The organism is Rhodopseudomonas sp. P2A-2r (assembly GCF_026015985.1).
GTDB lineage: Bacteria > Pseudomonadota > Alphaproteobacteria > Rhizobiales > Xanthobacteraceae > Tardiphaga.
This window is the reverse complement of the sequence record NZ_CP110389.1, coordinates 539880-566417: the sequence shown is the minus strand read 5'-3', so window position 1 is coordinate 566417 and position 26538 is coordinate 539880. Positions and strand designations below refer to the sequence as shown.

Here is a 26538-nt window from a genome sequence, read left to right as displayed (position 1 = left end):
ATGATCAGGTTCCGGCGGGTGCGACGGCTGGCGCGGCGGTTCGGCTTTGCCCGCGCGCTGTGCGTCGCGCTGCTGATCGCTCTGGCGCTGGCGCGGATCGCCGACCTCCCGGTGACCGAGGAGCTGCGGCTGCGCACCTTCGACACCTACCAGCTCATCGCCCCGCGCGTGAAGACCGCCCGGCCCGTGGTCATCGTCGATATCGACGAGGCGAGCCTCAGGAAATACGGCCAGTTTCCCTGGCCGCGCACCCGCATCGCCGATCTCGTCACCAACCTGACCCGGCTGAAAGCCGTAGTCATCGCCTTCGACATCGCGTTTCCGGAGCCGGACCGGACCAATCCCGCCATTGCCGCCGACGCCATTGCCGGGCTCGACGACGCCACCCGCGCCATGCTCCGCGCATTGCCGAGCAACGACCGGCTGTTCGCCGACGCCGTGCAGCGCTCACGCGTCGTGCTCGGCGAATCCGGACTGGCGATGGCGGGTCCGGCACTCGACGCGTCGCGGCCGGCGACCGGGCTGGCGATGCTCGGCGGCGATCCGCAGCCGTTTCTCGTAAGTTTTCCGGGACTGCTGCGCAACGTGCCGGAGCTTGAAAAAGCCGCCTCCGGCCGCGGGCTGTTCAGCATCCGCAACGAGCGCGACGGCATCGTGCGCCGCGTGCCCATGATGATGCAGGCGCAGGGCGTCACCATGCCGTCCCTGACCTTCGAGATGCTGCGGGTGGCGACCGGCACCGACACCATCTTCATCAAGTCCGACCGCGCCGGTATCAAGAGCATTGCGGTCAAGGGCTTCGAAATCCCCACCGACCGCAACGGGCAGTTGTGGGTGCATTTCGCGAAAAGCGACCCGGCCATCTACGTCTCCGCCGCCGACGTGCTGGACGGCACGGTGCCGCCGGAGCGCATTGCCGGCAGGCTGGTGCTGATCGGCACTTCGTCGGTCGGGCTGCTCGACACCAAGACCACGCCGATCGATCCGGTGCTGCCCGGCGTCGAGATCCACGCCCAAGTGCTGGAAAGCGCGCTGACCCGCACGGTGCTGTCGCAGCCGAATTACGCGATCGGCGCGGAGTTGTGCACAGCGCTGCTGCTCGGCATTCTCGTCATCTGGCTGGCGCCGATGTTCGGCCCTGTCACCCTGATCGCGGTCGGCGCCCTGATCGCCACATTGCTGGTCGGCACGTCCTGGTATTTCTATTCGCAACACCGTCTGCTGCTCGACTTCACCTATCCGCTGCTGTCGACCACGCTGATCTACCTGACGCTGATCTTCAGCAACTTCGTCCGCGAACAGCGCCAGCGCCGCCGCATCCGCTCGGCGTTCAGCCAATATCTCTCGCCGGCGCTGGTCGAGCAGCTCGCGCAATCGCCGGAGAAGCTGGTGCTCGGCGGCGAGGAGCGCGAGATGACCATCATGTTCTCGGACGTGCGCGGCTTCACCGCGATCTCGGAATCCTACAAGCACGACCCGCACGGCCTGACGACGCTGATGAACCGCTTCCTGACGCCGCTGACCAACGCCATCCTCGACCGCAAGGGCACCATCGACAAGTACATGGGCGACGCCATCATGGCGTTCTGGAACGCGCCGCTCGACGACGCCGAACACGAAATCAATTCCTGCGCCGCCGCCCTCGACATGCTGGAGCGCATCGACGCCCTCAACCGCGAACGCGAGATCGAGGCGCAGCAGGGCGGCCACGTCTATATCCCCATGCAGGTCGGCATCGGCCTCAACACCGGCACCTGCGTGGTCGGCAATATGGGCTCCGACCTGCGGTTCGACTATTCCGTGCTCGGCGACAGCGTCAACCTCGCCTCGCGACTGGAGGGCCAGTCCAAGGAGTACGGCTTTCCCATCATCGTCGGCTCAAAGACGGCGCTGGCTGCGAAAGACAGGTTCGCGATCCTCGAGCTCGATTTCATCATGGTGAAGGGCAAGAAGGAGCCGGAAGTGATCTATGCCGTCGCCGGCCGCGAGGACATGGCGCAGTCGGAACGCTTCCAGCGGCTGCGCAAGCTGACCATCGAGATGCTGGCCTGCTATCGCAGCCGCGACTGGGACGGCGCGCTGTTCGCCATCGAGCGCGGCCGCAAGTCCGACGTCGGTCATCTGCTGGAGCTGCTGTATAACCTGTATGAGAAGCGGCTTCACGCTTACAGGCAGTCGCCGCCGCCGGATGACTGGAACGGGGCTTATGCGCTGCTGACGAAATGACGTGCATCATTCCGGGGCGTGAGCGGCGAAAGCCGACCGGCCACGGGATGACAGGACCATCAGATCTCCCGCAGCCCGCGCGAGTTGGGCAGACTGACCTGAGCCAGCCGCAGCGCGTCCTCGTTCTGGTCGACGGCCACATACTGGCCGTCCCAATAAGTCAGCGCCGAGGTCGGCACCGAGGTCAGCACGTCCCTGACGCGGCCGATGACAATGGCGTGGGAATGTCGCTCGATCACTTCCTCGACCTCGCAATCGATCGAGGCGAGGCCGCCGACCAGCAGCGGCACCCCGGTGGCGCGCGTCACCCATTGCGCGCCGTTGAAGCGGGCAGCGCCTTTCAGGCCGTCCTTGCCGGAAAAGCGTTCGGCAATGTCGAGCTGTTCCGCCGTGAGGATGTTGACGCCGAACGCGCCGTAGCGCTGCAGCAGCGGCCACGACGACGACTGCCGGTTGACGCTGACCATCAAGGTCGGCGGTTCCACCGACAGCGACGACACCGAGGTGACCGTCATACCGGAGATGTCGCTGCCGCGGCCCACGGTGATGACGCTGACGCCGCAGGCCAGCGCGCGCATGGCGCCACGGAATTCGCCGGAGGAAATATCGCGGCCGGTTTTGATGTTGCGCACGACGCAGTTCATGGTGTCCTCACAAATCCGTTGAATCGTCGCCCTTGAGAAGGTCGCGCAGGATGCCGCCTTCAAGGGCGGCGAGGTCAGCCGAGCCGCGCTGCCGTGGTCGCGGCACGTCGACATGGATATCATGAGCGATGCGACCGTCCTCGATCACGAGTACGCGGTCGGCCAGCGCCACGGCTTCCGAAACATCATGCGTGACGAGGATCGCCGTAAATGCCTGATCGTGCCAGACCCGGCCGAGCAGCCGCTGCATCGAGATCCGCGTCAGCGCGTCCAGCGCGCCGAGCGGCTCGTCGAAGGCCAGCACCTTGGGTTGGCTGACCAGCGCCCGCGCCAAGGCCACGCGCTGCTTCTGGCCGCCGGACAGCACCGCCGGCCACTGATCACGCTTGTCCGCAAGACCGACCTCACCGAGCGCGCGTTCGGCGCGCGCTTTCGCATCCGCCGAGGTGCGGTCGCGGCCAAGACCGACTTCCACATTGGACAGCACGCGGGCCCACGGCAGCAGCCGCGGCTCCTGGAACATGACGCGAATGTCTTCGGCGCGCGCCTCTTCGCCGAAGCTGATACTGCCGGCGCTGGGCTTGTCGAGTCCGGCGATCAATCGCAGCAGGGTGCTCTTGCCGCAGCCGCTGCGGCCGACAATGGCGACGAACTGTCCGGCGGGGATGTGCAGGTCGATGCCGCGCAGCACCTCGTTGTCGCCGAAGGATTTTCGCAGGCCGCGGATGGTCAGGCCGAGGCCACGCGACGGTGCCTGCGAGGCGCGGCGCGTGTCACGCGCCTGCCCGACATAATCCTGCGGGTCGGCCAATTCGGCGTCCACGGGAACAAAACGAAGGGGCTGCTGCATGTTCACTCTCAAGCTCTTGCTCACTGTGAGCCCTGCTCACTGTTTCTGGAACGCCGGATGCCAGGACAGCGTCAGCCGCTCCAGCAGGCGCGAGGCGCTGTCGGCGACCTTGCCGAGCAGGGCGTAGATCAGGATGCTCAGCACGACGACGTCGATCTGCATGAATTCGCGGGCCTGCATCGCCATGTAGCCGAGCCCCGACGACGCCGCGATGGTCTCCGCCACGATCAGAGTCAGCCACATGATGCCGAGCGCGAATCGCACGCCGACGAAGATCGACGGCAGCGCGCCGGGGAAGATCACCCGGCGGAACAGCTCGCCATTGCTCATGCCGTAGATGCGGCCCATCTCGATGAGCTGCGGGTCGACGGTGCGGATGCCGTGCAGCGTGTTGAGGTAGATCGGAAAGAACACGCCGAGCGCCACCAGGAACAGTTTTGCGGATTCGTCGATGCCGAACCACAGGATCACCAGCGGGATCAGCGCCAGATGCGGCACGTTGCGCACCATCTGCAGCGTCGTGTCGGTCAGCTTGCTGCTCAGCTGCGAGAGGCCGTTGGCGAGGCCGAAGGCAAAGCCGATGCTGCCGCCGATGAGGAAGCCGACACTGGCACGCCAGAACGACACCCAGATATTCTGCGCCAATTCGCCCGACAGCAGCAATTTCCAGCCGGCCAGCGCCACATCGCTCGGCGCCGGCATCACCCGCGCCGGCATGAAGCCGGTCACCGATGCCAGCTGCCAGACCAGAATGAGGGCCAGTGGCACGATCCACTGGGTTAGACCGTCGACCCGCGGCAGCCTGAACGCACGAACGCGGGGGAGAATTTCAACGATGCTCATGACTGCGAGACCTGCTTGACCAGCGGCTCGTGGCCGTTGGCAATGACTTCACCGATCTGGCTGCGCGAGCGCAGCTCCGTGACATTGTCGCTCTGCCGCAGCGACAGCAGCGGGAACACCAGCTCGGCGAAGCGGTAGGCCTCTTCGAGATGCGGATAGCCGGACATGATGAAGGTATCGACCCCGACGTCCTGATATTCCTTGATGCGCGCAGCCACCGTTTGCGGGTCGCCGACCAGTGCGGTGCCGGCACCGCCGCGCACCAGGCCGACGCCGGCCCACAGGTTGGGGCTGATCTCGAGCTTGTCGCGTCGCCCGCCATGTAGCTGCGCCATGCGTTGCTGGCCGACCGAATCCATGCGCGCAAAACTCTTCTGCGCGGCCGCCACCGTCTCGTCGGTCACGTACTGGATCAATTCTTCCGCCGCCTTCCAGGCGGCCTCGTTGGTCTCGCGCACAATCACATGCAGGCGGATGCCGAATGACAGCTTGCGTCCGCGCTTGTCGGCCACCGCCCTGACGCGCCGGATCTTGTCGGCGACATCCGCCGGCGGCTCGCCCCAGGTGAGATACTTGTCGACGGTGTCGACGGCGACGTCGATGCCCGCATCGGACGAGCCGCCGAAATACAGCGGCGGGCGCGGCGACTGTACGGGTGGGAACAGCAGGCGCCCGTCCTCGATGCTGATATGCTTGCCCTGCACGTTGACCGTCTTGCCCGCGAGCAGGTCGCTGTAGACGTTGAGGAACTCGCGCGTCACCGCATAGCGCTCGTCATGGGCGAGGAACACGCCGTCGCCCTTGTTCTCCACGGGATCGCCACCGGTGACGACGTTGATCAGCAGCCGCCCGTTGGTGACGCGATCGAGCGTCGCGGTCATGCGCGCCGCCACCGTCGGCGACTGCAGGCCGGGCCGGACCGCCACCAGATAGCGCAACCGCTCGGTCCACGGCGCCACCGCCGAAGCCACCACCCAGGAATCCTCGCAGGAGCGCCCGGTCGGCAGCAGCACGCCGTACTAGCCGAGCTGGTCGGCGGCCTGGGCGATCTGCCGGAGATAGTTGAAGTTGACTTCGCGGCCGCCGGTGGTTGTCGCGAGATAGCGGCCGTCGCCGTGGGTCGGCAGGAACCAGAGGACATTGGCGCTGGACGATGCGTTACTCATTGGAATGCCTTTTCAAGATTCGGATTGTCAGGTCTGCGTCGGCTTCCACACGGCGTCGCGCACGACGACCGGCTTCGGAATCAGGCCGAGCTTGAAGAACCGGTCGGCAACACCCTGCTGGGTGGCGACGATGTCGTCGGTCATCGGGCCGACCGCGAAAGACGAGCGCCTGGCGGCGATGGTCTGGATATCCAGCGGAATGCCGGTCACGGCGCTCAGCGATTTTGCCACGTCGTCACGATGGGCTTCCGCCCATTTCGCCGCCTGCGCCGTGACATCGACGATCTGCTGCAGCACCGCGCCATGGTTCTTCGCGAAATCGCGATTGGCGATGTAGAAGGAGTTGGTCTTGGTAATGTCGGAAGCGTTGACCAGGATGCGGCCGTTCTGCTTGGTCTCAGCGATGGCGAAATACGGATCCCAGATCGCCCAGGCATCGATGCTGCCGTTGGCAAAGGCCGGGCCGGCGTCGGGCGGCGTCAGATAGACTGGGGTGATGTCGGCATAGGTCAGGCCGGCTTTCTCGAGCGTCTGCACCACGATGTTGTGCGCGCTCGATCCCTTGGTGAAGCCGATCCGCTTGCCCTTGAGATCGGCAATGCTGCGGATGGCCGATTGCGCCGGCACCAGAATGCCCTGCCCGTTGGTGACCGGCTGGCCGGCGGCGTAGACGATGGCAGCGCCTGCGGACTGCGCGAACACCGGCGGCGAATCGCCGACCGCGCCGTAGTCGACGCTGCCGACGTTCATCGCTTCCAGCATCGGCGGCCCGGATGAGAACTCGACCCATTTGACGGCGACGCCCTGCGGGGCAAAATGCTGCTCCAGCACGGCGCGCTGCCGCGCGATCACCAGCACGCCGTTCTTCTGGTAGCCGATCCGGATCTCCTTCACGGTAACTTGCGCGCGTGCATCCGACCATGCGGCCACGGCGGCGGCGCCAAGCGACAGCTGCAGAAATTCTCGGCGCTTCATTCCATCGCTCCTGCCATGACGTCGCACAATTCCTCGACTGCGAAGATGATGGGAGCGGCCACAGGGAGTGTCGAGAGCTCTGAAAAAATAGCGATGCGCGCACTGCCGGCATGCCGATCGGCGCTGGGTTTGTTTCAGCGATGGGCGTTCAAGAGGCGCATTTTTCTCTGCGGCAATCCCGAGGGAACCATCGATTGCGACGCTCTCCGCGCCGGAGGCGCCGTATCGCATCGTCGCCGCGGCTCCGGGAACTTGCTCTCTGCCCGGCCAGGCATCGTGTCGGCCTGCCCAGATCACAATCGGGATTTCAAACCCGGAATACATCGCCCGGCAACAGCGGATGGCCCCGGGCATACGGCAGCGCCCCATCGAGGTCAGCTTTAGTCCGCCGTATTGACGATCTGTTAAGGACGATTGCCCGCATTTGCAGCAACCCGGTCTTGTATAGCTGGATACCGCAATTTCCGCGATCCGCTTAACCAAACCTACAACGGACTTTGCGAGGGTCCCTCCTTATGCAGGGGCGCGCAAATCATCATCGATCGGACCTCACTCTGGCAGGTGATCCGTTGAGCCGTGGCGACGCCGAATCGCTGACCGCGCTGGCGGGCGATGCGCAGGCGGCGCTGGCATTGCTGAGCGAAATCGTCAGGTTGATGCCTGCGTCGGTCACCGTTCAGGACGGCGACGGTCGTTTCCTGCTGGTCAATGACGCGGCAGCCGCCCAGTTCAACGCGCCTGCGGAAGAATTCAACGCGGACACCTCGCACAGCGATTTCCTGGCGCGGGCTCTCAACCACCGCCGCGACACCGCAGTCGACCTGCTGAACACCGGGCGCTCGGCCGTTTTCGAAGAGCGCGTCAGCGACGGCCAGAACAAGCGGGTGTTCCTCACCAGCCACCGCCCGGTGCAGGTCGGCGACCGGATGCTGCTGCTGTCCAGCGCCAGCGACGTCAGCCAGCAGAAGGCCGTCGAGGACGACCTGTTCCGCCGCGCCTATTTCGATAAACTGACCGGGCTGCCGTCGCGGCGGGTGATCGAGAATCGGGTCTGCGACATCATCGCCAGCAACGCCGCGCCGGAACGCTTCGCGCTGGCCTTTCTCGACATCGATCATTTCAAGCACATCAATGACTATTACGGCCACGCCATCGGCGATTCTGCTGCTGGTCGAATTCTCCCGGCGGCTGTCCCTCGACCTGCGCGGCTCCGATATGCTGTCGCGGATATCCGGCGACGAATTCCTGCTGCTGCTGCATCCGATCCAGAGCGACGCGGAAGTGGCGGAGTATATCGACTTCGTCCTGACGCGCCTGCGCGCGCCGTTCTTCATCGACGGCTCGGAACTGTTCGCCTCCGCCTCGATCGGCGTCAGCCTGTATCCCGAGCATGGCCGCAGTTACGACGTTCTGAGCCAGAACGCCGATATCGCGATGTATCGCATCAAGAACGAGACCAAGGGCGCGGCGGCGTTCTTCGATACCGGCATGGAGCGCGAGGCGCTGGCGCGCATGGCGACCGAGCAGGCGCTGCGGCTGGCGATCCTCGACCGCCGGTTCTGCTGCGCATTTCAGCCCAAGGTCGACATCAGGACCCACGAGATCAAGGGCATCGAGGCGCTGGTGCGGCTGCGCGACGACAACGGCGTGATCCAGGCGCCGGGCAGCTTCATCAATCTCGCGGTGGAGCTCGGGCTGATCGACGAACTCACCCATCTCGTCCTCGCCGAAATCATGAAATCGATCGATCTGATCGATGAGACCTTCGGGGCCAGCGCCAGCATCAGCATCAATGTCGCGGCCAAGCAGGCCGGCAATCCGGAATTCATGACGGCGTTTGCGCGGGAGATCGAGGAGACCGGCTGTCCGCAACGCTTCATCGTCGAAGTGACCGAAGATGCCTTCGTCGCCAAGTCGCATTTCCAGGACGACATCCTGCCGCTGTTCCGCAAGCTTGGCATCGGCATCTCGATCGACGATTTCGGCATCGGCTACTCGTCGCTGTCGGCGCTGGCGGACATCACCGCCGACGAAATCAAGATCGACCGTTCGTTCATTACCGATATTCATAAGCGCCCGCGCAGCCAGGGCATCCTCAAGGCGATCGAGTCGCTCAGCGAGGCGCTCGGCATGACGGTGATCGCGGAGGGCGTCGAGACGTTCGAGGAACTTGCCTATCTGCAGGCCGCCACCAAGATCCGCTACGCGCAGGGCTATTACTTTTCCAAGCCGATCTTCCTCGACGAGATGAAGCCGCAGTCCCGCGCGGCCGGCGACACCCGCGGCGGGCCTGCCAGCCGCCCGGTCCCCGAGGCCCGCCCGGCCTATTCGCGTGCCGGCCGCCGCAGCTTCTGATCGCTCCGGTTGACGGTGTCGCAACGGTCCGGCCTCTGCTATGGAAGGCGAGCGCCAAACCCGGGCGCCCTGCTCCTGCGATCGAATGGAATGTCATGCCGCCGGTCTCGCTGTTTCTGAATATCCTCTGGATCCTGTTCGGCGGCCTGTGGATGGCTGCGGCCTGGATGATTGCGGCCATTGTCATGGCCATCACCATTGTCGGCCTGCCCTGGGCACGGGCGGCATTTAACATCGCCGCCTATACGCTGCTGCCGTTCGGCCAGCGCGCCGTGCGCCGCGACCTCGTCACCGGCCAGCGCGACATCGGCACCGGTCTGCTGGGCGTGATCGGCAACCTGATCTGGCTGGTCCTGGCCGGCTGGTGGCTGGCGATCGGACATCTGATCACGGCCGTCCTGCTCGCCGTCACCATCATCGGGATTCCCTTCGCCTGGGCCCATGTGAAGCTGGCGGGCATTGCGCTGTGGCCGATCGGCAAGGTCATCATTCCCGCCTGACGTCAACGCGCCGCCGATCGCTTTTGGGGTCCGCCGGCAGACCGATATTGCGGGAAAGCTCCGCGCGGTATAGTGGCATTGACTGACCTGATCGATCAGCACTCTTGAAGGGAGCAACGTGTCGGCAGCAAAGAAGGCTTCCTCACGCGGCAGCAAAGCGGCGCCTGAACCACGACCGCGCGCCGCCGGAAATATCACGGAGGCAACCTACAAGCAGCTGCAGGACCTCATCGAGACCCGTCAGCTGGTGCCTGGCGAGGTGATCGAGGAGCGACGGCTGGCGCTTCGCCTGAAGGTTTCGAGAACCCCGCTGCGGGCCGGCATCAGCAGGCTGCTGGGCGAGGGCAAGCTCGAGCAGCTGTCCAACGGATCTGTCGTCGTTCGCAACATCGGCATCACCGAGCTGCTCGAACTCATTCACCTGCGCATTGTGCTGGAGAGCGAGGCCGCGTCCATCGCCGCGACCCGCATCGCCCTCGACACCCTGCAGCCGCTCAAGGCGCGGCTCGAGCAGATCATGAGCACGGCCAAGATCACCAAGAGCATGCACTGGAACCTGGACGACGAAATCCACGACCTGATTGCCAGCAACTGCGGCAACCGATCGCTGGAGCGGCTGATCGGCGAGACACGCCTGAAGAGCCGGTTGTGCAATGTGGAGCGGCGGCCGGAGCGCCTGCTCCCGGCCTGCCGCGAACATCTGGCGATCGTCGACGCCATTATCCAGCGCGACGCGCAAGGCGCCCGACAGGCAATGGTCCAGCACCTCGTCAATGTGCGGCAGGGCATGCTGGAGACGTTCGGGATTTTCCTGCCCGCGGGCCACGCCTGACGGCGGGCGCGCTGCCCGGAAGCTCCGCACGTTGCCCGAAATACGACCGCCCGGCGTCCACTATTGACGCAGATCCGGCGCCGCCCACGCTTGACGAACCGCGCGCCGTGCGTTCAACTGGTATACCACTGGAATATTGCATCACGCGCGACCTCACGTTCACGCAAGCTGAAGCTGTTATTGATGATCACAACCGAAGCCGCATCCTACACGATCAAGCTCGAGCCACTGGCGCCGGAGACCTTTGCGGACTTCGGCGACGTGGCCGCCCGTCCAAGCGGTATGCGCCGCCGCTATCTGCCGACTGCGCGGGACAATGCCGTGGACGCCAAAACCCTTTCGCTGTGGATCAGCAGCGCGGCGACCGTCGCCAGCCTGCCGCTGCGGCTGGCGAAGCTGGAGCGCCATCCTTATTCGGCACAGACCTTCGTCCCGCTCGACGCCGGCAGCTATCTGGTGGTGGTGTGCGGCGCGCGGGCCGACGGACGGCCCGACCTCGACAGCCTCCGCGCTTTCGTCGCCGGCTCGCATCAGACCGTCACCTTCGCACGCAACGTCTGGCATCACCCGATGACGGTGCTCGACCGCCACATGGAATTCGCCGTCGCCATGGGCATGACGGGACGCGACGATGACGACGTGTTCTGCAGCCTTGATGTCGCTGTCGACGTCCTTGCGCCACCGGCATTGTGAGGGATCGGCGCATGGCATCGCCGGACGATCATCTGCAACGCGATTTCGTCGGCTACGGCCGGACCCCGCCGCATCCGCGCTGGCCGGGCGATGCGCGCGTCGCCCTGAACTTCTGCATCAACTATGAAGAGGGATCGGAAGCCTCGTTCGGCGACGGTGACGGCGCCAGCGAAGCCGCGTTGACCGAGGGCGGCGCCGGCGGCTTCGACGGACGCGACCTCGCCGCCGAATCCATGTTCGAATACGGCAGTCGCGTCGGCTTCTGGCGGGTGCTGCGCCTGCTCTCCGAGCGCGGGATGACCGCGACGGTGATGGGATGCGCGCTGGCATTGGAGCGCAACGACGAGGCCGCCGCCGCTATTCGCGCCCACGGCTACGACGTCTGCGCCCATGGCTGGCGCTGGGAACGGCACCAGAATCTCAGCGAGGCCGACGAGCGCGAACGTATCGCCAGGACCGTCACAAGCCTTCAGCGCACCACCGGCGCCGCCCCGCTCGGCTGGTATTGTCGCTACGGCGCCGGAATCAATACCCGCCGGCTGATCGTCGAGCACGGCGGCTTTCTGTACGACTCGGACGCCTACAACGACGAACTGCCGTACTGGACCAGGGTGCTCGGCAAGCCGCATCTGGTGGTGCCCTACGGTCTCGCCAACAACGACGCCAAATTCATGCGCGGCGCCATGACCACCGGCAGCGACTTCTTCGACTATCTGCGTGACGCCTTCGACATGCTGTACGCCGAGGGCGCGACCGCGCCGAAGATGATGTCGGTGGGCCTGCATCTCCGGATCATCGGCCATCCCGGCCGCGCCGCCGGATTGCAGCGCTTCCTCGATTACGTGCAGAAGCACCAGCAGGTCTGGATCTGCCGCCGCGGCGATATCGCACGGCACTGGCACGCCACCCATCCACCGACTCCATGATCCCTCCCCACCCATCCCTGCATCGAAGGAGCCCTCGCATGAAGATCAGCATCCGGCACGCCGCACTGGCGCTGCTGTTCTCCACCAGCCTGCCCGGCGCCGCGCTGGCGCAGGAAGCCGACCACCCCTCCGACAAGCCGATGGTGGTGGCGTCGGATTTCGGCGTGGCGCCATGGATGGTGCGCGGCGCCAACGGACCGGAGGGCTTCGGCGTCGATCTGGTCAACGAGATCGGCAAGGACCTCGGCCGTCCCAGGGTCGAGATCGTCGACATCAACTTTTCCGGCCTGTTCGCGGCACTGTTTGCCAAGCGCGCCGAATTCCTCGTCAATCCGCTGAACCTGACTGCCGAACGCTCCGAGCGCATGCTCTACACCGAGCCGCTGTTCTCCACCGGCAACGGCTTCCTGATCCGCGCCGCCGACGAGATGAAGGGATTTGACGACCTCAAGGGCAAGTCGGTTGCGGTCAACAAGGGCACCATTTCCGATACCTGGGCGACGGCAAACGCCGAGAAGTACGGCTTCGAGGTGCAACGCTATGACAGCTTCCCGGATTCGGTGCAGGCGCTGCTGACCCGGCGCGCCTTCGCGTCGCTCAACGAAATCCCCACCACCGTGTTCGCCGCAAGCCAGAACAAGGCCGTCAAGGTCGGCTTCAAGGACTTCAACGGCCGCAACTTCGCCTATGCCTTCCGCCCGGAGGATACCGAATACCGCAACAAGGTCGAAGCGGTGATCGAGTGCATGAAGATGGACGGCCGGCTGCGCAAGCTGCACGAGAAATGGTATGGCGCGGCGCCGGATGCCGGCTCGGCCATCGAAACCGTGTATTTCGGCTTCGGGCCTCCCGGCTTCAAGGGTTTCGAGCCGAGCGCCCACGCGATGAAGTGCAAGTAACCTGAGCCACGCCTGACACCGGACCGGCCCAGCCGGCCCGGTGTCCCGGCAACGGAGCGCCGATGGACCGGATTGCCGAGTATTACTTCAACGCCAAGGTTCTCGCGATCGCCTGGCCGGATGTGCTGGCGGGATTCCGCGTGACCGTGATGGTATCGCTGCTGGTGATCGTCGTGGGCGTGGCGCTCGGCCTGCTGCTGGCGCTAGTGAAATGCGCCAACCTGCGCGCGGTCAACCTGCTCATCACCGCCTATGTCGACGTGTTCCGGACGTTGCCGCAGCTGGTCGTCATCATTTTCATCTATTTCGGCCTGCCCTATCTCGGCGTGACCATGTCGCCGTTCGTCACCACCGTGCTGGCGCTCGGCCTCGTGCTGTCGGCTTTTGCGACCGAGATCTTCTGGTCGGCCATCATGGCGCTGCCGCGCGGCCAGTGGGACGCCGCCAGCGCGCTCGGCTTCAGCCGAACTCGCACCCTGCTGTCGATCATCCTGCCGCAGGCGATCCGGCTGGCCGTGCCGCTGCTGACCAACCGGGCCATCTCCATCAGCAAGGGCACCGCGCTGGGCACCGCCGTCTCGCTGCCGGAAACCCTCGGACAGGCGCAGAGCGTGATGGCGCTGGTGGCCAATCCCTCGCCGCTGACGCTGGCCGCGGCATTCTACCTGTTGTTCTTCCTGCCGCTGGTGATCGCCAGCCGGTTCATCGAATACCGTTACAGCCACGGTCATTGAGCGCACGCCATGGAGCCGTTTCTCGAAAACTTCGCCAATCTCGAGTCGCTGCTGCGGATCTATCCGCTGCTGCTGCAGGGGCTGGTCTATACGCTGTGGCTCTCGGCAGTGGCGTTGCCGCTGGGCATGCTGCTCGGGCTGGCGATCGCCGTGGTCTACAGCTTCCGGTACCGCTGGCTGAATATCGCGCTGCTGATCTACATCGACCTGTTCAGGTCGTTCCCGGTGGTGGTCCTGCTGATCCTGATGTTCTACGGCCTGCCCTTCGTCGGCCTGCAGCTGGGTGGATTCACCGCAGCGGTGCTGGCCATCGCGCTGAACAATTCCGGCTATTACGGCGAGATCTTTCGCGCCGGCATCCTGTCGGTGCCGCCGGGCCAGAGCGACGCGGCGCGCGCGCTCGGGTTCAAGCCGTTGCACGTCGCCGTCTACATCATCCTGCCCCAGGCCATTCGCAATGTGCTGGCGCCGCTGGCCAGCAACTCGCTGGAGCTGGTCAAGACCACGTCCATCGCGGCGCTGGTATCGCTGCCGGAACTGCTGCGCTCGGCCCGGGTAGCACAGGAACAGACCTACAATCCCACTCCGCTGATGGCGGCGGCGGTGATTTTCTTCGTCCTGCTGTATCCGTTCGCGCGCTGGGTCGCGCGGCTGGAGCGCCAGGCCCTCAAGGTCCGCTGACAATGGCAACCCTGATCACCGGAGGCTGCGGCTTCATTGGCCTGGCGATCGCCGAGCGGCTGATTGCCGACGGCGAGATTGTCGTGCTGTTCGACCTCGCCGCGCCCGCCGGCGACGTCCTGTCGCGGCCGGAACTGGCCGGCGCCGAGTTCATCACCGGAGATATCCGGAGCATCGCGGATATCGACCGCGCCTTGGCCGCAGACGGCATCGATCGCGTGATCCATACGGCGGCCATGACTCCCAATGCAGCACGCGAGCGCGACGATCCCCGGGGATCATCGAGGTCAACACGCTTGGCACCGTCAGCCTGCTCGACCGCGCCGCATCGATGCCCGCCATCCGGCGCGTCACCGTGCTCAGTTCGGTCGCGGTTTACGGTTTCCCGCCGCCGGCGCTGTCCGGATATCTGGAAGAAGACCTGTCGCCCCCGCGCCCGCGGCGCTCTATGGCATATCCAAGCTGGCCGCCGAACAGGCGGCGCTGCGCATCGCGCAGTTGCGCGGCACCGATGTCCGCGTGGTCCGGCTCGGGCCGGTGTTCGGACCCTGGGAGTTGCCGAGCCGGGTCCGCGACGCCCTCAGCCCGCACCACCAGATCATCAAAATGGCGCGCGACGGTGTCGAAGTCGTCCTGCCGCGCATCATGGCCGGAGACTGGATCTATTCGCGCGACGCTGCCGACGGCATTGCACGTGTCAGCCGGAGCGCCGGTTTGCGCCACGAGCTCTACAATCTCGGCGGCGGCGTCATGACCGATCTGCCGCAATGGTGCGCCATCGTCGCAGGTTGCTTCGAGGGGTTCCGCTGGAGGATGGCCGATGAGGACGTCGGCAACATCGTCTACGGCCTGCCGAAAGACCGCGCCGCACTGAGCATCGCCCGCCTGCAACAGGACACCGGCTTCGCTCCGTCGCGCGATCTCGCCGCTGCCGCGCGCGACTATCTCGACTGGATCGCGGCAGGAGACGCCCAATGAGCCAGCGCCTCGCCCGCAAGTCCGTTCTCATCACCGGGGCTTCGTCCGGCATCGGCCGGGCGATCGCCCGTCGCTTCGCTGCCGAGGGCGCGCGGCTGGTCCTGGCCGATGTCACCGAAGACGTCCGCGAGGGCGGCGAACCCACCGCCGCGCTGCTGCGTGCCGCCGGGCATGAAGTGGCGTTCGTCGAGACCGATGTGTCGCAGGAACGCGATGCCGCTCGCGCGGTGGACCTGGCCATCAGCCGTTTCGGCCGCCTCGACGTGCTGGTCAATGACGCCGCCATCGGCGTCGGCAAGCGGCTGACCGACGTCAGCCTCGACGAGTGGAACAGAACACTGGCGGTGAACCTGACCGGCGTGTTCCTGATGGCCCGCGCGGCCGTGCGCCAGATGCTGACTCAGGACATTCGCAACGAGGCGCGCGGGCGCATCGTCAACATCTCGTCGCAGCACGGCATGATCGCCTGCCCGGAAGACATCGCCTACGGCACTTCGAAATCCGGCGTGGTCTACATGACCCGGCAGATCGCCGCCGATTATGCGGCCGACCACATCATCTGCAACGCGGTGGCGCCCGGCAAGATCGTGACCGGGAAGCCGGGACGCGCGACGGAGCCGCGGTGGATGAACTATTCGACCAGCCGCACGCCGATGCCGCGGCTGGGCCGGCCGGAGGACGTCGCCAATGCCGTGCTGTTCCTGGCCTCCGATGAAGCAACTTTTATCACCGGCGAGAACCTTCTCGTCGACGGCGGCTGGATGGCCGCATGACCTGGCAGGAGAGCGCCATGCCCGACAATACTGCGCGCGATGCAACGCTGGATGCGACGTCGCCCATCATCGAGATGACCGGCGTCAGCAAATGGTATGGCGCCGTCGAGGTGCTCAAGGGCATTGATTTTCGCGTCGCGCGTGGCGAACGGGTGGTGATCTGCGGTCCCTCGGGCTCCGGTAAATCCACATTGATCCGCTGCATCAACCGGCTTGAGGAACATCGCGACGGCCGGATTATCGTCAACGGCGTCGAACTGGATCACTCCACCAGGAATGTCGATGCCGTCCGGCGCGACGTCGGCATGGTCTTCCAGCAGTTCAACCTGTTCCCGCATCTCACTGTGCTGCAGAACCTGACCATCGCGCCGATGAAGATTCGCGGCACCTCAAAGTCCGCAGCCGAGGAACTGGCGCGTTATTTCCTGTCGCGTGTGCGGATTGCCGAACAGGCCGACAAATATCCCAGCCAGCTCTCCGGCGGACAGCAGCAGCGCGTGGCGATCGCGCGGGCTCTGTGCATGACGCCGAAGGTCATGCTGTTCGACGAACCGACCTCGGCGCTGGATCCGGAAATGATCCAGGAGGTGCTCGATGTCATGGTCGGCCTCGCGCGCGAGGGCATGACCATGGTCTGCGTGACCCATGAAATGGGCTTTGCCCGAACGGTCGCCGACCGTGTGGTATTCATGGATGCCGGCCGCATCATCGAGGAGGGCGAGCCGGAGCAATTCTTCGCCAATCCCGGCCATGACCGTACCCGGGCCTTTCTCAAGCAGATCATGCACCGGTAACCTGTGCCCGGACACATTGACCGGACACATTGAATCGACTCGTCGTCACGGCCACCTGGTCGACGACAGGCCCCAGCATCCGCGGTCGCGCCGCTTGATCTAGCGCAATGCCATGCCCCTCATTGCGGCAGATGCTTCACAGCATATTCCGAGAGCAGTGGGAGGGCGACATGACCCCCGAAACCAAACCATACCCCGTGGTCGATATGTTGATCGACATGTTCGGCAACTGGCTGCGCGCGCGACGCGACGTCAACGAACTACGCGAACTCGACAGCGGGGAGTTCGCCCGCGTCGCCCAGGAACTCGGCCTCTCGCCGGATAACCTCGATGCCTTCGTGCGTCAGGGCCCGCACGCCGCCGATGAACTTCCGCATCTGCTCACGGCGCTCGGCATCGACCGGGAAGCGATTGCCCGGACCCAGCCGATGATCTTGCGCGATATGGAACGGGTCTGCGCCATGTGTAAGCACAAGCGCGAGTGCGACGGCGATCTCCTCGCCGGGACGTCGCGGCAGCACTACGAAGAATATTGCTGCAATGCCCAGACCATCGATGGCTTGGCCGCAAGGCCGCACTGAACGACCGATTGCGCTATCGCACCGGCAATGAGGCAGCTGACATGTCGCGGACCATATGGATACGCGTCACTGCAACGGTGCTCATCATCGCTGCTGTGCTGTTCCTGATCCGCTTGCACAATGCGGCAGGCGAGGTCTCGTCGCTCGGCAGCGAGCCGACGGCCGGGCGTCGTCTGGCCCAGGCCATGTGCAGCGAATGCCACACGGTCGAGCCCAATGCCCGGCGCGCCGGTCGGACGGCGCCGGATTTCGTGGCGGTCGCCAACCTGCCCTCGACCACAACCCTGGCCCTGAACGTATTCCTGCGGTCGAGCCACCGGAACATGCCCAACTTCATTCTCGCGCCGGACGATGCCGACCGCATCGTCGCCTACATCATGAGCCTCAAGCGCAACTGATCGAACGGCGATACCAGGCCGTTGCGGGCTGCGCGTCAGCCGACCTGGACGACGCGCAAATTGTTGGTGGTGCCGGCTTCGGCGAACGGGATGCCGGCGACCACGACGATGGCGTCGCCCCGCTTGGCGAAGCCTTCCGCCAGCGCCGTCTGCGTCGCCTTGTCGACCATTTCCTCATAGGTATGGATGTCTTCCGACAGCACGCTGTGCGCGCCCCACAGCAGGCAGAGCTGGCGCGCGACCAGCTGTTCAGGCGTGATCGCAAGAATGGAGACCTTGGGTCGCTTGCGGGCGATGCGCGCCGCAGTGGTGCCGCTGGAGGTAAAGGCAACGATCGCAGACGCATGCAGCGCGGCGGCGAGATCCGCACCGGCAGCGGCCACGGCATGCGGCGGGGTTTCCTCTTCACCCGGCTGCGAGGCATCGAGGATGGGACGATACAGCTTGTGTCGTTCGGTGCTCTCGATGATGCGGCTCATCATCTCCACCGCCTCGCGCGGATAGGCGCCGCTGGCGGATTCGGCCGATAGCATCACCGCATCGGCGCCGTCATAGATTGCGGTGGCGACGTCGGAAGCTTCGGCGCGCGTCGGCGTCGGTGCAGCGACCATCGAATCCAGCATTTGCGTCGCGACGATCACTGGCTTGCCGGCGAGGCGGCAAGCCCTGACCAGCTCCTTCTGGCGCCCCGGCACATCCTCGTGTGGAATTTCCACGCCGAGATCGCCACGCGCCACCATGATGGCGCCGGACAGCCGGATGATGTCGTCGATGTGCTCCAGGGCCGCCGGCTTCTCGATCTTCGACATGATGCCGGCGCGATCGCCGACCAGCGCACGCGCCTCGATGACGTCGCCGGGCTTCTGCACGAAGGACAAAGCGACCCAGTCGACGCCGAGTTCGAGCCCGAAGGCGAGGTCGGCGCGGTCCTTGACCGTCAGCGGCGACAGGTTGAGCACCGCACTGGGCACGTTGACGCCCTTGCGGTTGGAGATGGTGCCGCCGGTGATGATCTTGGCATCGATGAAATCGCCGCCGATGCCGGTGACGCGGACGCGAATCCGGCCGTCGTCGATCAGCAGGTCGTCGCCCGGCGTGACGGCATCGAAGATTTCCGGATGCGGCAGCGGGATCGACATCTTGTCACCGTCGGACCCCGACAGCACGAAGCGCACCGCTTCGCCGGCAACGACCGCGAACTTGCCGTCCCTGATGGTGCCGACCCGGATCTTCGGACCCTGCAGGTCCTGCAGGATGCCAATTGGGCGGCCGACCTTGGTTTCCAGCGCCCGGATCGCGGCATGGACGTTGGCGTGGTCCGCATGGGTGCCGTGGCTGAAATTCAGCCGGAACGTATCGACCCCGGCGAGGAACAGTTGCTCCAGCATTTCCGGGGAGCCGCTCGCGGGCCCCACTGTGGCGACGATCTTGGCCCGGCGATTGCGGCGCATGCTATTTCGGCCGGTAGGCCGTCCCTGGTGACCGGATTGGGTCTGTTATTGTTGACACTGAGGCCATGCGGGCCGGTTAGAATCAGCCCGCCGGATACGATCACCAGATCATAGCCGTGTCGTGTGGCAAAGGCGTGCACAGGGGCCGCCTTTGCGGGTAAATGCCGCGCGCAAGCGCCGCGCGGCGCCCTCGCAGGACCGCAATGCCGGGCCCCAAGCCTTTGAAGTGGCGAGCGAATCATCGACAATGCGGCAGCAGGAGGCTGCTCGATCCCTGCGATCGACGACGCCACCCCGACCCAAGGAGCTTGACCGCGTGCGCTTCAGAGTGATCGACATCGAAACCACCGGCCTGATGCCGCCCGCAGAAGTCATCGAAATCGGTTGCGTGGATGTCGTCGCCGAGAATGGCGTCATCGCCATCGAACCGCCGCGGTCGCAACTGTTCAGGCCGCTGCACGGCATTTCGCCGGAAACCATGGCCGTCCATCACATCACCGAACGGGATTTCCAGCCGGATACCCCGACCTGCAACGACGCCCTGCTGTTTGCGCTGGTCAATGCCTACCCCGCGCCGGACGTCCTGGTCGCGCATAATTGCGAATTCGAGCAGCGCTTCATTTCCGGCTTCGCCAGCAACGGGCTGCCGTGGATCTGCACCCACAAGGCCGCGCTGCGGGTCTGGCCGGATGCGCCGCGGCACTCCAACCAGGTACTGCGCTATTGGCGCGGGCTGGTGCTCGACGAAGCGATGGCCATGCCGCCGCACCGCGCCGGTCCCGACGCCTGGGTGACGGCGCATCTGCTGGCGGAAATGCTCGAAGACGCCTCCGCGGATGAGATGATCGAATGGGCGTCGCAGCCGGGCAAGCTGCCGAACATCACTTTCGGCAAGCACAAGGGCACCCGCTGGCCCGACGTGCCAACCGACTATCTGCACTGGATGACCCGACAGAAGGACATGAATGCCGATGCGGTGTTCTGCGCCAACGAGGAGATCGCGCGCCGTAACGCGGGCTAGATGCCCGGGCGTTCCCCGCGAAACTGGGACATTTGGGCTCTTCTTGGCATCTCTTGGCATCGAAGTAGCAAAATACCTCGATTTTCCCGCACGATGGCTCGCCTCGCCGGGCCTGCCCGCCTATGTTATCGTGACACCGAAAACTTGCCTGGATTTCCCATGACTGCCCTGAAAGCCGTTGACGCCGGAGCCGACCTGACGTCGCTGATGACCGACCTTGCCCGGGGCGCGCGCGCCGCGGCGCGAGTGCTGGCGCTCGCCCCGACCGCACAGAAGGACCGGGCGCTGGAGGCTATCGAGCGCGCTATCCGCGCCGGGGCGTCGGCAATCCTCGCGGCCAACGCCGAAGATGTCGCCGAGGCCCGCGCCAGCGGCGCCACCTCGGCCTTCATCGACCGGCTGACCCTGACCCAGGCCCGCGTCGACGCGATGGCCGACGGCGTCCGCACCATCCGTGACATTGCCGACCCCGTGGGCACCGTCACCGAGAGCTGGCAGCGGCCCAACGGCATGACCATCGAACGCGTCCGGGTGCCGCTCGGCGTCATTGCGGTGATTTTCGAGAGCCGCCCCAACGTCGCCGCCGACGCCGGCGTGCTGTGCCTGAAGTCCGGCAACGCCGTGATCCTGCGCGGCGGCTCCGACAGTTTCCGCTCCTGCCGCGCCATCCATGCCTGCCTGACGCAGGGCTTGCGCGAGGCCGGCCTGCCTGAGGCCGCGATCACTTTGGTGCCGACGCGCGATCGCGCCGCAGTGGGATTGCTGCTGACCGGATTGAACGGCGGTGTCGATGTGATAGTGCCGCGCGGCGGCAAGAGCCTCGTCGCCCGCGTCGAGGCCGAAGCGCGGGTGCCGGTGTTCGCCCATCTCGAAGGCGTCAACCACGTCTATGTCGACCATGCCGCCTCGCTGGAGATGGCCAGGTCGATCGTGCTGAATGCCAAGATGCGCCGCCCCGGCGTCTGCGGCGCGGCGGAAACGCTGCTGGTCGACCGCGCGGTGGCCGCGACCCATCTCAAGCCGCTCGTCGAGATGCTGATCGACGCCGGCTGCGAAGTGCGCGGCGACGCTTCTGTGCAAGGCATCGACGCACGCGTGAAGCCTGCGACCGACGAGGACTGGGACACCGAATATGAAGACGCAATCATCGCTGCCCGCGTTGTCGATGGCGTGAGCGGCGCGTTGCTGCATATCCAGCAGCACAGCTCGCATCACACCGACGCCATCGTCACCGAGGACGCCGCGACGGCCGAGAGATTTCTCAACGAGGTCGATTCGGCGATCGTGCTGCACAACGCCTCGACGCAGTTCGCCGACGGCGGCGAGTTCGGCTTTGGCGCCGAGATCGGCATCGCCACCGGGAAATTCCACGCCCGCGGCCCGGTCGGCGCCGAACAGCTCACCAGTTTCAAGTACCGGATTCACGGCACCGGACAGACCCGGCCGTGATCATTTCAGTTTGTGCGTTTGGAGACTGACTTGGCGCCACCTTCAGTCTCCGCCCACGGTATTCCGTTTCATACCGACGGCATGCGCATCGGCCTGCTCGGCGGCTCGTTCAACCCGCCGCACGCTGCGCATCGCGCCATCAGCCTGTTCGCCATGAAACGGCTGCAGCTCGATCGGGTCTGGTGGCTGGTGTCGCCGGGCAACCCGCTGAAGGATCCGGGCAACCTGCACGATCTCGCCGAACGCGCCGCCGCCGCGCGGCGGGTCGCCAACGATCCGCGCATCGACGTCACCTGCCTCGAATCGGTGATCGGCACGCGCTACACCGTCGACACCATCAACTACCTGCGCCGCCGCTGTTCGGGCGCGCGCTTCGTCTGGATCATGGGCGCCGACAATCTCGCGCAATTCCACAAATGGGAAAACTGGCAACGAATCGCTGCCGAAGTACCGTTCGCGGTGATCGACCGGCCGCCACAAAGTTTCCACGGGTTGGCCGCAACGGCGTCGCAAGCCCTGGCGCGCTACCGGATACCGGAAACCGCCGCCGCCACCCTCGCCGATCGCGCGCCCCCGGCCTGGGTCTTCCTGACCGGCATGAAACTGAATTTGTCGTCCACCCGGTTGCGGAACCCGGACGGCAGCTGGAAAACGTGATATAGTCGAGAAAATCGCGGTCTGGCTGGTTTCTTGAAACCGTCAAGACCACATGCCTAATATGAGCGGGCGCCCTCGATTCGGCGCTCGCGATACAGTGAAAGGAATGGTCCCTGGCCACATCTGTATTGTCCAAGTCTGTTTTGCCGAAGGCTGGCAAGGCATCGACTCGTAAGACACCCGCCCCGAAGACTTCAACGACCAAGACTTCGGATCTCAAGACTTCGGACCTGAAGGTCCTGGCGACCAAGGCTGCAAAGCCCAAGGCCGCTGCCAAGGCCCCGGCTTCCAAGACCTTGAAAGCCAAGGCTTTAAAGCCTGCAACGACAAAGCCGAAGATCGCCAAGAAGGGGTCCATCGCTCCCGCCGCTGTGGAAGCACAGTCGGAGGCCAGCAAGACCCTGAGCCTGATCCTCGCCCGCCTCGACGACATGAAGGCCGAGGAAACCGTGACCATCGACCTGCGCGGCAAATCGGCGTTCTCCGACTACATGGTCGTGACCTCCGGCCGGTCGAACCGCCACGTCGGCGCCGTCGCAGAAAACCTCGCCAAGGGCCTCAAGGAAACCGGCATCAAGAAGATCCATGTCGAGGGTCTGCCGAACTGCGACTGGGTGCTGATCGATTCCGGCGACGTGATCGTTCACGTTTTCCGGCCGGAAGTGCGCGAATTCTACAACCTGGAACGGCTGTGGTCGCAGACCCCGACGCCGCTTCAGGTGGTCTGAGCAACGGTTCGGGCCATCCTCGCCATGTGCAACGATGGCGCGCGTGATAGCGTGCGTCCATGCGTCTGATGTTGATTTCGATCGGCCGGCTGAAGCAGGGCCCTGAGCGCGAACTCGCGGAGCGCTATCGCGAGCGATTTGACGATATCGGCCGCAAGCTCGGCTTTCGCGGCCTCGATATTCATGAACTTGCGGAAAGCCGCGCCCGCGATGCCGCCACCCGGATCCATGAGGAAGCCGCGGCGATCGCGGCGCTGATCCCCGACAAGTCGGTTCTGGTCGCGCTCGACGAGCGCGGCAGCAATATCGACAGCCCGACTTTCGCCCGCAATCTCGGCCGCTGGCGCGACGAGTCGGTGTCACATAATGTTTTTGTCATCGGCGGTGCGGACGGACTTTCGCCCGATTTGCGGCGCAAAGCCAAGATTACCATGGCATTCGGCGCGGCGACCTGGCCGCACCAGATGGTGCGGGTCATGGTTCTTGAACAGATTTACCGGGCGGCGACGATTTTGGCCGGCCATCCCTATCACCGCGTTTAGCAAGGTCTGAACTCTCGATGCGGGCCCCGCGGCAATCCGATTGGTTTCCAAGCGCTGTCCGCCGCGGGCCGTCGTTTTCCGGCCGCTTTCCGCTGTCGCTGCTGCTGGCGTCGGCCAGCCTGGCGACAGCCGTGGCGGCACCGGCCGTGGCGCAGACCGCCCCGCCAACGGTGCAGCAGGTCAACGCGCCGCCGACGGAACTGATCCGACAGCGCGAACAGGAGCTTGCGGCCGCCCGCGCGCAGCAGCAGAGCGCCGCCGAATTGCGCGAAAAGCTCAAGGCCGACATCGCCGCGCTCGGCCAGGACCGCAGCAAGCTGACCCAGCAGGTGATCGACATCGCCGCACGCGTGCGCAGTGTTGAAACCCGGATCGAGGATGCCGAGACACGGCTGCGTCCGCTCGATGCGCGCGAGCAACAGATTCGCGCATCGCTAGACGCTCGCCGCGCCGAAATCGCCGAAGTGCTGGCCGCGCTGCAGCGCGCCGGACGGCGCGCACCGCCGGCGCTTCTGGTACGCCCCGAAGACGCGCTGAAATCGCTGCGCACTGCCATTCTGCTCGGATCCGTCGTGCCCGAGATGCGCGGACGCGCCGAAAAGCTGGTCGACGATCTCGGCGAGCTTGTGACTCTGCGCAAGGCTATCGGTAGCGAACGCGACCAACTGGCACTCGATCGCGACAAGCTCAAGGACGACCAGACCCGCCTCGCGTCCTATGTCGACGAACGCCAGAAGAAACAAAGCGTCGCAGAGAAGGATATGGAGGCGGAGGCTGCACGCGCGCTCACGCTCTCCAAGCAGGTAGACAGCCTGCAGGGCCTGATCGCGAAAATGGAGCTGGACGTCAAGAGCGCCGCGAAGGCCGCCGAGACAGCCAGCCTGCAGGGGCACCGGCGGCGCTCGGCAATGGCAAACCGAATCTGGGCGGCCTCAAGGACGCCGGGCGACTCAGTCCGGCCATCGCTTTCGCCTCTGCCAAGGGACTGTTCGCGCTTCCGGTCAACGGCACCCGGATCCGCAATTTCGGCGGGTCCGACGGCGTCGGTGGCGTCGAAAAAGGCATGTCATTGTCCAGCCGGCCCGGTGCCCAGGTCACAACACCGTGTGACGGCTGGGTTGTCTATGCCGGCCCATTCCGCAGCTACGGACAACTCTTGATCCTCAACGCCGGTGGCGGGTATCATGTCCTGATCGCCGGGATGGAGCGAATTTCGGTGAACATCGGCCAGTTCGTGCTGACGGGGGAACCGGTGGCGGTCATGGGATCGACCTCCCGGGTAGCCTCCATTCTCGCGGCCGATGTCAGCCAGCCTGTGCTCTATATCGAGTTCCGTAAGGACGGTACTCCCATTGATCCTGGCCCATGGTGGGCCGCAAACGAAGGCGAAAAGGTTCGCGGATGATGCGCAAGACTTCAATAATCCTGCTGAGTGCTGCCACCGGCGCCGCCTTGACGCTGTTCGTGACCCAGCCGCGCGCTGTGTTCATGGGGACGAGCGCACGCGCTGCCACGTCCGATACCTATCGCCAGCTCAATCTGTTCGGCGATGTGTTCGAACGGGTGCGCAGCGACTATGTCGAGAAGCCCGATGACAGCAAGCTGGTGGAGTCGGCGATTTCCGGCATGCTCACCGGCCTCGATCCGCATTCGAGCTACATGGACGCCAAGAGCTTCCGCGACATGCAGGTGCAGACCCGCGGCGAATTCGGCGGCCTCGGCATCGAAGTCACCATGGAAGACGGCCTGATCAAGGTGGTGTCGCCGATCGACGATACGCCGGCGTCGAAGGCCGGCATCATGGCCAATGATATCATCACCAGCCTCGACGACGAAGCCGTGCAGGGCCTCACTTTGAACCAGGCCGTCGAGAAGATGCGCGGCCAGGTCAATACCAAGATCAAGCTGAAGATCGTCCGCAAGGGCAAGGACGATCCGCTCGACGTCACCCTGGTGCGTGACAACATCCGCGTCCGCTCGGTGCGCGCGCGCGTGGAAAGCGATGACATCGCCTATATCCGCATCACCACCTTCAACGAGCAGACCACTGAAGGCCTGAAGCGCGAGATCGCGGCGCTGACCACGCAGATCGGCGCCGACAAGATCAAGGGCTTCATCATCGATCTCCGCAACAATCCGGGCGGCTTGCTTGAAGAAGCCGTCACCGTCTCGGATGCGTTCCTGGAGCGCGGCGAGATCGTTTCGACCCGCGGTCGCAACGCCGAGGAAACCCAGCGCCGCACCGCGCACGCAGGCGATCTCACCAAGGGCAAGCCGGTGGTCGTGCTGATCAACGGCGGCTCCGCCTCGGCGTCGGAAATCGTCGCCGGCGCATTGCAGGACCATAAGCGCGCCACCACCATCGGCACGCGTTCGTTCGGCAAGGGATCGGTGCAGACCATCATCCCGCTCGGCTCCGGCAACGGCGCGCTCCGCCTCACCACGGCGCGCTACTTCACGCCGTCGGGCAAGTCGATCCAGGCCAAGGGCATCGTGCCCGACATCGAGATCACCCAGGATGTGCCCGACGAATTGAAGTCGCGCACTGATACCAAGGGCGAAGCCTCGCTGCGCGGCCACTTGAAGAACGACGGCGACGAGAAGACCGGCTCGCAGTCCTACGTGCCGCCGGACGTCAAGGACGACAAGGCGCTGAAGGCGGCGGCCGACCTGCTGCACGGCATCAAGGTCACCGCCAACACCACCGCGCCGGCAGCGGCCGATACGGCCAAGGCAGCCGACCCCAAGGCGAAGCCGGCCGACGATACGCCGGCCAGCAAGAAGAACTGAGTTCCCGGCATCGGTGGATTTGAATCGGGCGGCCTGCGGGCCGCCCTTTTGT

At 65.2% G+C, this 26538-nt stretch carries 24 protein-coding genes and 4 pseudogenes; 22 read left to right on the top strand and 6 right to left on the bottom strand.

Going from position 1 to position 26538, the window contains the following annotated elements:
* On the top strand, nucleotides 1-2226 hold the full coding sequence (locus tag ONR75_RS02685; RefSeq protein ID WP_265081262.1) for a CHASE2 domain-containing protein: 2226 nt from the start codon (nucleotides 1-3) through the stop codon (nucleotides 2224-2226).
* Nucleotides 2227-2285: 59 nt separating this feature from the next.
* Here the strand turns inward: ONR75_RS02685 and ONR75_RS02680 are convergent, their stop codons facing one another.
* From ONR75_RS02680 to ONR75_RS02660, 5 genes and pseudogenes are all read right to left on the bottom strand, one after another.
* Nucleotides 2286-2870 (bottom strand): flavin reductase family protein, encoded by a 585-nt coding sequence (locus ONR75_RS02680; protein ID WP_265081261.1) that lies wholly within the window; start codon nucleotides 2868-2870, stop codon nucleotides 2286-2288.
* A gap of 7 nt (nucleotides 2871-2877) precedes the next feature.
* A complete protein-coding gene (locus tag ONR75_RS02675) occupies nucleotides 2878-3720 on the bottom strand; it encodes an ATP-binding cassette domain-containing protein (RefSeq protein WP_265081260.1) in 843 nt (280 codons plus the stop codon).
* A 36-nt stretch (nucleotides 3721-3756) separates the two neighbouring features.
* A complete protein-coding gene (gene ssuC, locus ONR75_RS02670; protein ID WP_265081259.1) occupies nucleotides 3757-4563 on the bottom strand; it encodes an aliphatic sulfonate ABC transporter permease SsuC in 807 nt (268 codons plus the stop codon).
* A pseudogene (gene ssuD / locus ONR75_RS02665) lies at nucleotides 4560-5729 on the bottom strand (FMNH2-dependent alkanesulfonate monooxygenase). The gene ssuC and the pseudogene ssuD overlap by 4 nt, the downstream one beginning before the upstream one ends.
* A gap of 27 nt (nucleotides 5730-5756) precedes the next feature.
* Nucleotides 5757-6704, bottom strand: coding sequence for a sulfonate ABC transporter substrate-binding protein (locus ONR75_RS02660; protein WP_265081258.1), 948 nt, complete (start codon nucleotides 6702-6704; stop codon nucleotides 5757-5759).
* A 515-nt stretch (nucleotides 6705-7219) separates the two neighbouring features.
* Between ONR75_RS02660 and ONR75_RS02655 the strand changes: the two are divergent.
* The 14 genes and pseudogenes from ONR75_RS02655 to ONR75_RS02595 all read left to right on the top strand — a co-directional run bounded on the left by ONR75_RS02655 (nucleotide 7220) and on the right by ONR75_RS02595 (nucleotide 17848).
* Nucleotides 7220-9059: pseudogene (locus ONR75_RS02655) on the top strand (putative bifunctional diguanylate cyclase/phosphodiesterase).
* A 95-nt stretch (nucleotides 9060-9154) separates the two neighbouring features.
* Nucleotides 9155-9559, top strand: coding sequence for a YccF domain-containing protein (locus tag ONR75_RS02650; protein WP_265081257.1), 405 nt, complete (start codon nucleotides 9155-9157; stop codon nucleotides 9557-9559).
* Between the two features lie 118 nt (nucleotides 9560-9677).
* Entirely contained in the window at nucleotides 9678-10391 is a 714-nt protein-coding gene (locus ONR75_RS02645) for a GntR family transcriptional regulator (protein WP_265081256.1), read from the top strand.
* 183 nt (nucleotides 10392-10574) lie between these two features.
* Nucleotides 10575-11084, top strand: a complete 510-nt coding sequence (locus ONR75_RS02640; RefSeq protein WP_265081255.1) for an ureidoglycolate lyase — start codon at nucleotides 10575-10577, stop codon at nucleotides 11082-11084.
* 11 nt (nucleotides 11085-11095) lie between these two features.
* Nucleotides 11096-12010 carry an allantoinase PuuE gene (locus ONR75_RS02635; RefSeq protein ID WP_265081254.1) on the top strand — a complete coding sequence of 305 codons (915 nt, stop codon included), beginning with the start codon at nucleotides 11096-11098 and terminating at the stop codon, nucleotides 12008-12010.
* A gap of 38 nt (nucleotides 12011-12048) precedes the next feature.
* Entirely contained in the window at nucleotides 12049-12909 is an 861-nt protein-coding gene (locus ONR75_RS02630) for a substrate-binding periplasmic protein (RefSeq protein ID WP_265081253.1), read from the top strand.
* A 62-nt stretch (nucleotides 12910-12971) separates the two neighbouring features.
* Complete coding sequence (locus tag ONR75_RS02625) at nucleotides 12972-13643, top strand: amino acid ABC transporter permease (RefSeq protein ID WP_265081252.1); 672 nt, start codon at nucleotides 12972-12974, stop codon at nucleotides 13641-13643.
* 9 nt (nucleotides 13644-13652) lie between these two features.
* Entirely contained in the window at nucleotides 13653-14324 is a 672-nt protein-coding gene (locus ONR75_RS02620; RefSeq protein WP_265081251.1) for an amino acid ABC transporter permease, read from the top strand.
* Nucleotides 14325-14326: 2 nt separating this feature from the next.
* Nucleotides 14327-14536 (top strand): annotated as a pseudogene (locus ONR75_RS32675) (NAD-dependent epimerase/dehydratase family protein); the annotation flags it as partial.
* 34 nt (nucleotides 14537-14570) lie between these two features.
* Nucleotides 14571-15302 (top strand): NAD-dependent epimerase/dehydratase family protein, encoded by a 732-nt coding sequence (locus tag ONR75_RS02615; RefSeq protein WP_265081250.1) that lies wholly within the window; start codon nucleotides 14571-14573, stop codon nucleotides 15300-15302.
* The gene (locus tag ONR75_RS02610; RefSeq protein WP_265081249.1) at nucleotides 15299-16075 is read left to right on the top strand and encodes an SDR family NAD(P)-dependent oxidoreductase; all 777 of its coding nucleotides are present in this window, start codon (nucleotides 15299-15301) and stop codon (nucleotides 16073-16075) included. The genes ONR75_RS02615 and ONR75_RS02610 overlap by 4 nt, the downstream gene beginning before the upstream one ends.
* 17 nt (nucleotides 16076-16092) lie before the next feature.
* Nucleotides 16093-16869, top strand: coding sequence for an amino acid ABC transporter ATP-binding protein (locus ONR75_RS02605; RefSeq protein WP_413776426.1), 777 nt, complete (start codon nucleotides 16093-16095; stop codon nucleotides 16867-16869).
* Nucleotides 16870-17039: 170 nt separating this feature from the next.
* The gene (locus ONR75_RS02600; RefSeq protein ID WP_265081248.1) at nucleotides 17040-17450 is read left to right on the top strand and encodes a hypothetical protein; all 411 of its coding nucleotides are present in this window, start codon (nucleotides 17040-17042) and stop codon (nucleotides 17448-17450) included.
* Nucleotides 17451-17458: 8 nt separating this feature from the next.
* A complete protein-coding gene (locus tag ONR75_RS02595; RefSeq protein WP_320109685.1) occupies nucleotides 17459-17848 on the top strand; it encodes a c-type cytochrome in 390 nt (129 codons plus the stop codon).
* Between the two features lie 35 nt (nucleotides 17849-17883).
* Here ONR75_RS02595 and pyk read toward each other — a convergent pair whose 3' ends face one another.
* Nucleotides 17884-19299 carry a pyruvate kinase gene (pyk, locus tag ONR75_RS02590; RefSeq protein WP_265081247.1) on the bottom strand — a complete coding sequence of 472 codons (1416 nt, stop codon included), beginning with the start codon at nucleotides 19297-19299 and terminating at the stop codon, nucleotides 17884-17886.
* Nucleotides 19300-19615: 316 nt separating this feature from the next.
* Between pyk and ONR75_RS02585 the strand changes: the two genes are divergently transcribed.
* The 7 genes and pseudogenes from ONR75_RS02585 (at nucleotide 19616) to ONR75_RS02555 (ending at nucleotide 26486) form a co-directional block, all read left to right on the top strand.
* Nucleotides 19616-20320 carry an exonuclease domain-containing protein gene (locus ONR75_RS02585; RefSeq protein WP_265081246.1) on the top strand — a complete coding sequence of 235 codons (705 nt, stop codon included), beginning with the start codon at nucleotides 19616-19618 and terminating at the stop codon, nucleotides 20318-20320.
* Between the two features lie 159 nt (nucleotides 20321-20479).
* Entirely contained in the window at nucleotides 20480-21769 is a 1290-nt protein-coding gene (locus tag ONR75_RS02580) for a glutamate-5-semialdehyde dehydrogenase (RefSeq protein WP_265081245.1), read from the top strand.
* An 81-nt stretch (nucleotides 21770-21850) separates the two neighbouring features.
* Nucleotides 21851-22426 carry a nicotinate-nucleotide adenylyltransferase gene (locus ONR75_RS02575; RefSeq protein ID WP_265083506.1) on the top strand — a complete coding sequence of 192 codons (576 nt, stop codon included), beginning with the start codon at nucleotides 21851-21853 and terminating at the stop codon, nucleotides 22424-22426.
* A gap of 371 nt (nucleotides 22427-22797) precedes the next feature.
* The gene (gene rsfS, locus ONR75_RS02570; RefSeq protein WP_265083505.1) at nucleotides 22798-23154 is read left to right on the top strand and encodes a ribosome silencing factor; all 357 of its coding nucleotides are present in this window, start codon (nucleotides 22798-22800) and stop codon (nucleotides 23152-23154) included.
* 59 nt (nucleotides 23155-23213) lie between these two features.
* Complete coding sequence (gene rlmH / locus ONR75_RS02565) at nucleotides 23214-23696, top strand: 23S rRNA (pseudouridine(1915)-N(3))-methyltransferase RlmH (protein WP_265081244.1); 483 nt, start codon at nucleotides 23214-23216, stop codon at nucleotides 23694-23696.
* A gap of 131 nt (nucleotides 23697-23827) precedes the next feature.
* A pseudogene (locus tag ONR75_RS02560) lies at nucleotides 23828-25101 on the top strand (murein hydrolase activator EnvC family protein).
* Nucleotides 25098-26486, top strand: a complete 1389-nt coding sequence (locus ONR75_RS02555) for a S41 family peptidase (RefSeq protein WP_265081243.1) — start codon at nucleotides 25098-25100, stop codon at nucleotides 26484-26486. Before ONR75_RS02560 ends, ONR75_RS02555 begins: the two are co-directional and overlap by 4 nt.
* Nucleotides 26487-26538 lie beyond the last annotated feature (52 nt).

What these genes read in the sequence shown, in the direction of transcription:
- ONR75_RS02620 (WP_265081251.1), top strand. Translation starts at nt 13,653, where the DNA reads ATGGAGCCGTTTCTCGAAAACTTCGCCAATCTCGAGTCGCTGCTGCGG.
- ONR75_RS02685 (WP_265081262.1), top strand. Translation starts at nt 1, where the DNA reads ATGATCAGGTTCCGGCGGGTGCGACGGCTGGCGCGGCGGTTCGGCTTT.
- ONR75_RS02600 (WP_265081248.1), top strand. Translation starts at nt 17,040, where the DNA reads ATGACCCCCGAAACCAAACCATACCCCGTGGTCGATATGTTGATCGAC.
- ONR75_RS02625 (WP_265081252.1), top strand. Translation starts at nt 12,972, where the DNA reads ATGGACCGGATTGCCGAGTATTACTTCAACGCCAAGGTTCTCGCGATC.
- ONR75_RS02615 (WP_265081250.1), top strand. Translation starts at nt 14,571, where the DNA reads ATGCAGCACGCGAGCGCGACGATCCCCGGGGATCATCGAGGTCAACAC.
- ONR75_RS02635 (WP_265081254.1), top strand. Translation starts at nt 11,096, where the DNA reads ATGGCATCGCCGGACGATCATCTGCAACGCGATTTCGTCGGCTACGGC.
- ONR75_RS02575 (WP_265083506.1), top strand. Translation starts at nt 21,851, where the DNA reads ATGCGCATCGGCCTGCTCGGCGGCTCGTTCAACCCGCCGCACGCTGCG.
- ONR75_RS02630 (WP_265081253.1), top strand. Translation starts at nt 12,049, where the DNA reads ATGAAGATCAGCATCCGGCACGCCGCACTGGCGCTGCTGTTCTCCACC.
- rlmH (WP_265081244.1), top strand. Translation starts at nt 23,214, where the DNA reads ATGCGTCTGATGTTGATTTCGATCGGCCGGCTGAAGCAGGGCCCTGAG.
- ONR75_RS02605 (WP_413776426.1), top strand. Translation starts at nt 16,093, where the DNA reads ATGCCCGACAATACTGCGCGCGATGCAACGCTGGATGCGACGTCGCCC.
- ONR75_RS02640 (WP_265081255.1), top strand. Translation starts at nt 10,575, where the DNA reads ATGATCACAACCGAAGCCGCATCCTACACGATCAAGCTCGAGCCACTG.
- ONR75_RS02675 (WP_265081260.1), bottom strand. Translation starts at nt 3,720, where the DNA reads ATGCAGCAGCCCCTTCGTTTTGTTCCCGTGGACGCCGAATTGGCCGAC.
- ONR75_RS02680 (WP_265081261.1), bottom strand. Translation starts at nt 2,870, where the DNA reads ATGAACTGCGTCGTGCGCAACATCAAAACCGGCCGCGATATTTCCTCC.
- ONR75_RS02580 (WP_265081245.1), top strand. Translation starts at nt 20,480, where the DNA reads ATGACTGCCCTGAAAGCCGTTGACGCCGGAGCCGACCTGACGTCGCTG.
- ONR75_RS02650 (WP_265081257.1), top strand. Translation starts at nt 9,155, where the DNA reads ATGCCGCCGGTCTCGCTGTTTCTGAATATCCTCTGGATCCTGTTCGGC.
- ssuC (WP_265081259.1), bottom strand. Translation starts at nt 4,563, where the DNA reads ATGAGCATCGTTGAAATTCTCCCCCGCGTTCGTGCGTTCAGGCTGCCG.
- pyk (WP_265081247.1), bottom strand. Translation starts at nt 19,299, where the DNA reads ATGCGCCGCAATCGCCGGGCCAAGATCGTCGCCACAGTGGGGCCCGCG.
- ONR75_RS02555 (WP_265081243.1), top strand. Translation starts at nt 25,098, where the DNA reads ATGATGCGCAAGACTTCAATAATCCTGCTGAGTGCTGCCACCGGCGCC.
- ONR75_RS02610 (WP_265081249.1), top strand. Translation starts at nt 15,299, where the DNA reads ATGAGCCAGCGCCTCGCCCGCAAGTCCGTTCTCATCACCGGGGCTTCG.
- ONR75_RS02660 (WP_265081258.1), bottom strand. Translation starts at nt 6,704, where the DNA reads ATGAAGCGCCGAGAATTTCTGCAGCTGTCGCTTGGCGCCGCCGCCGTG.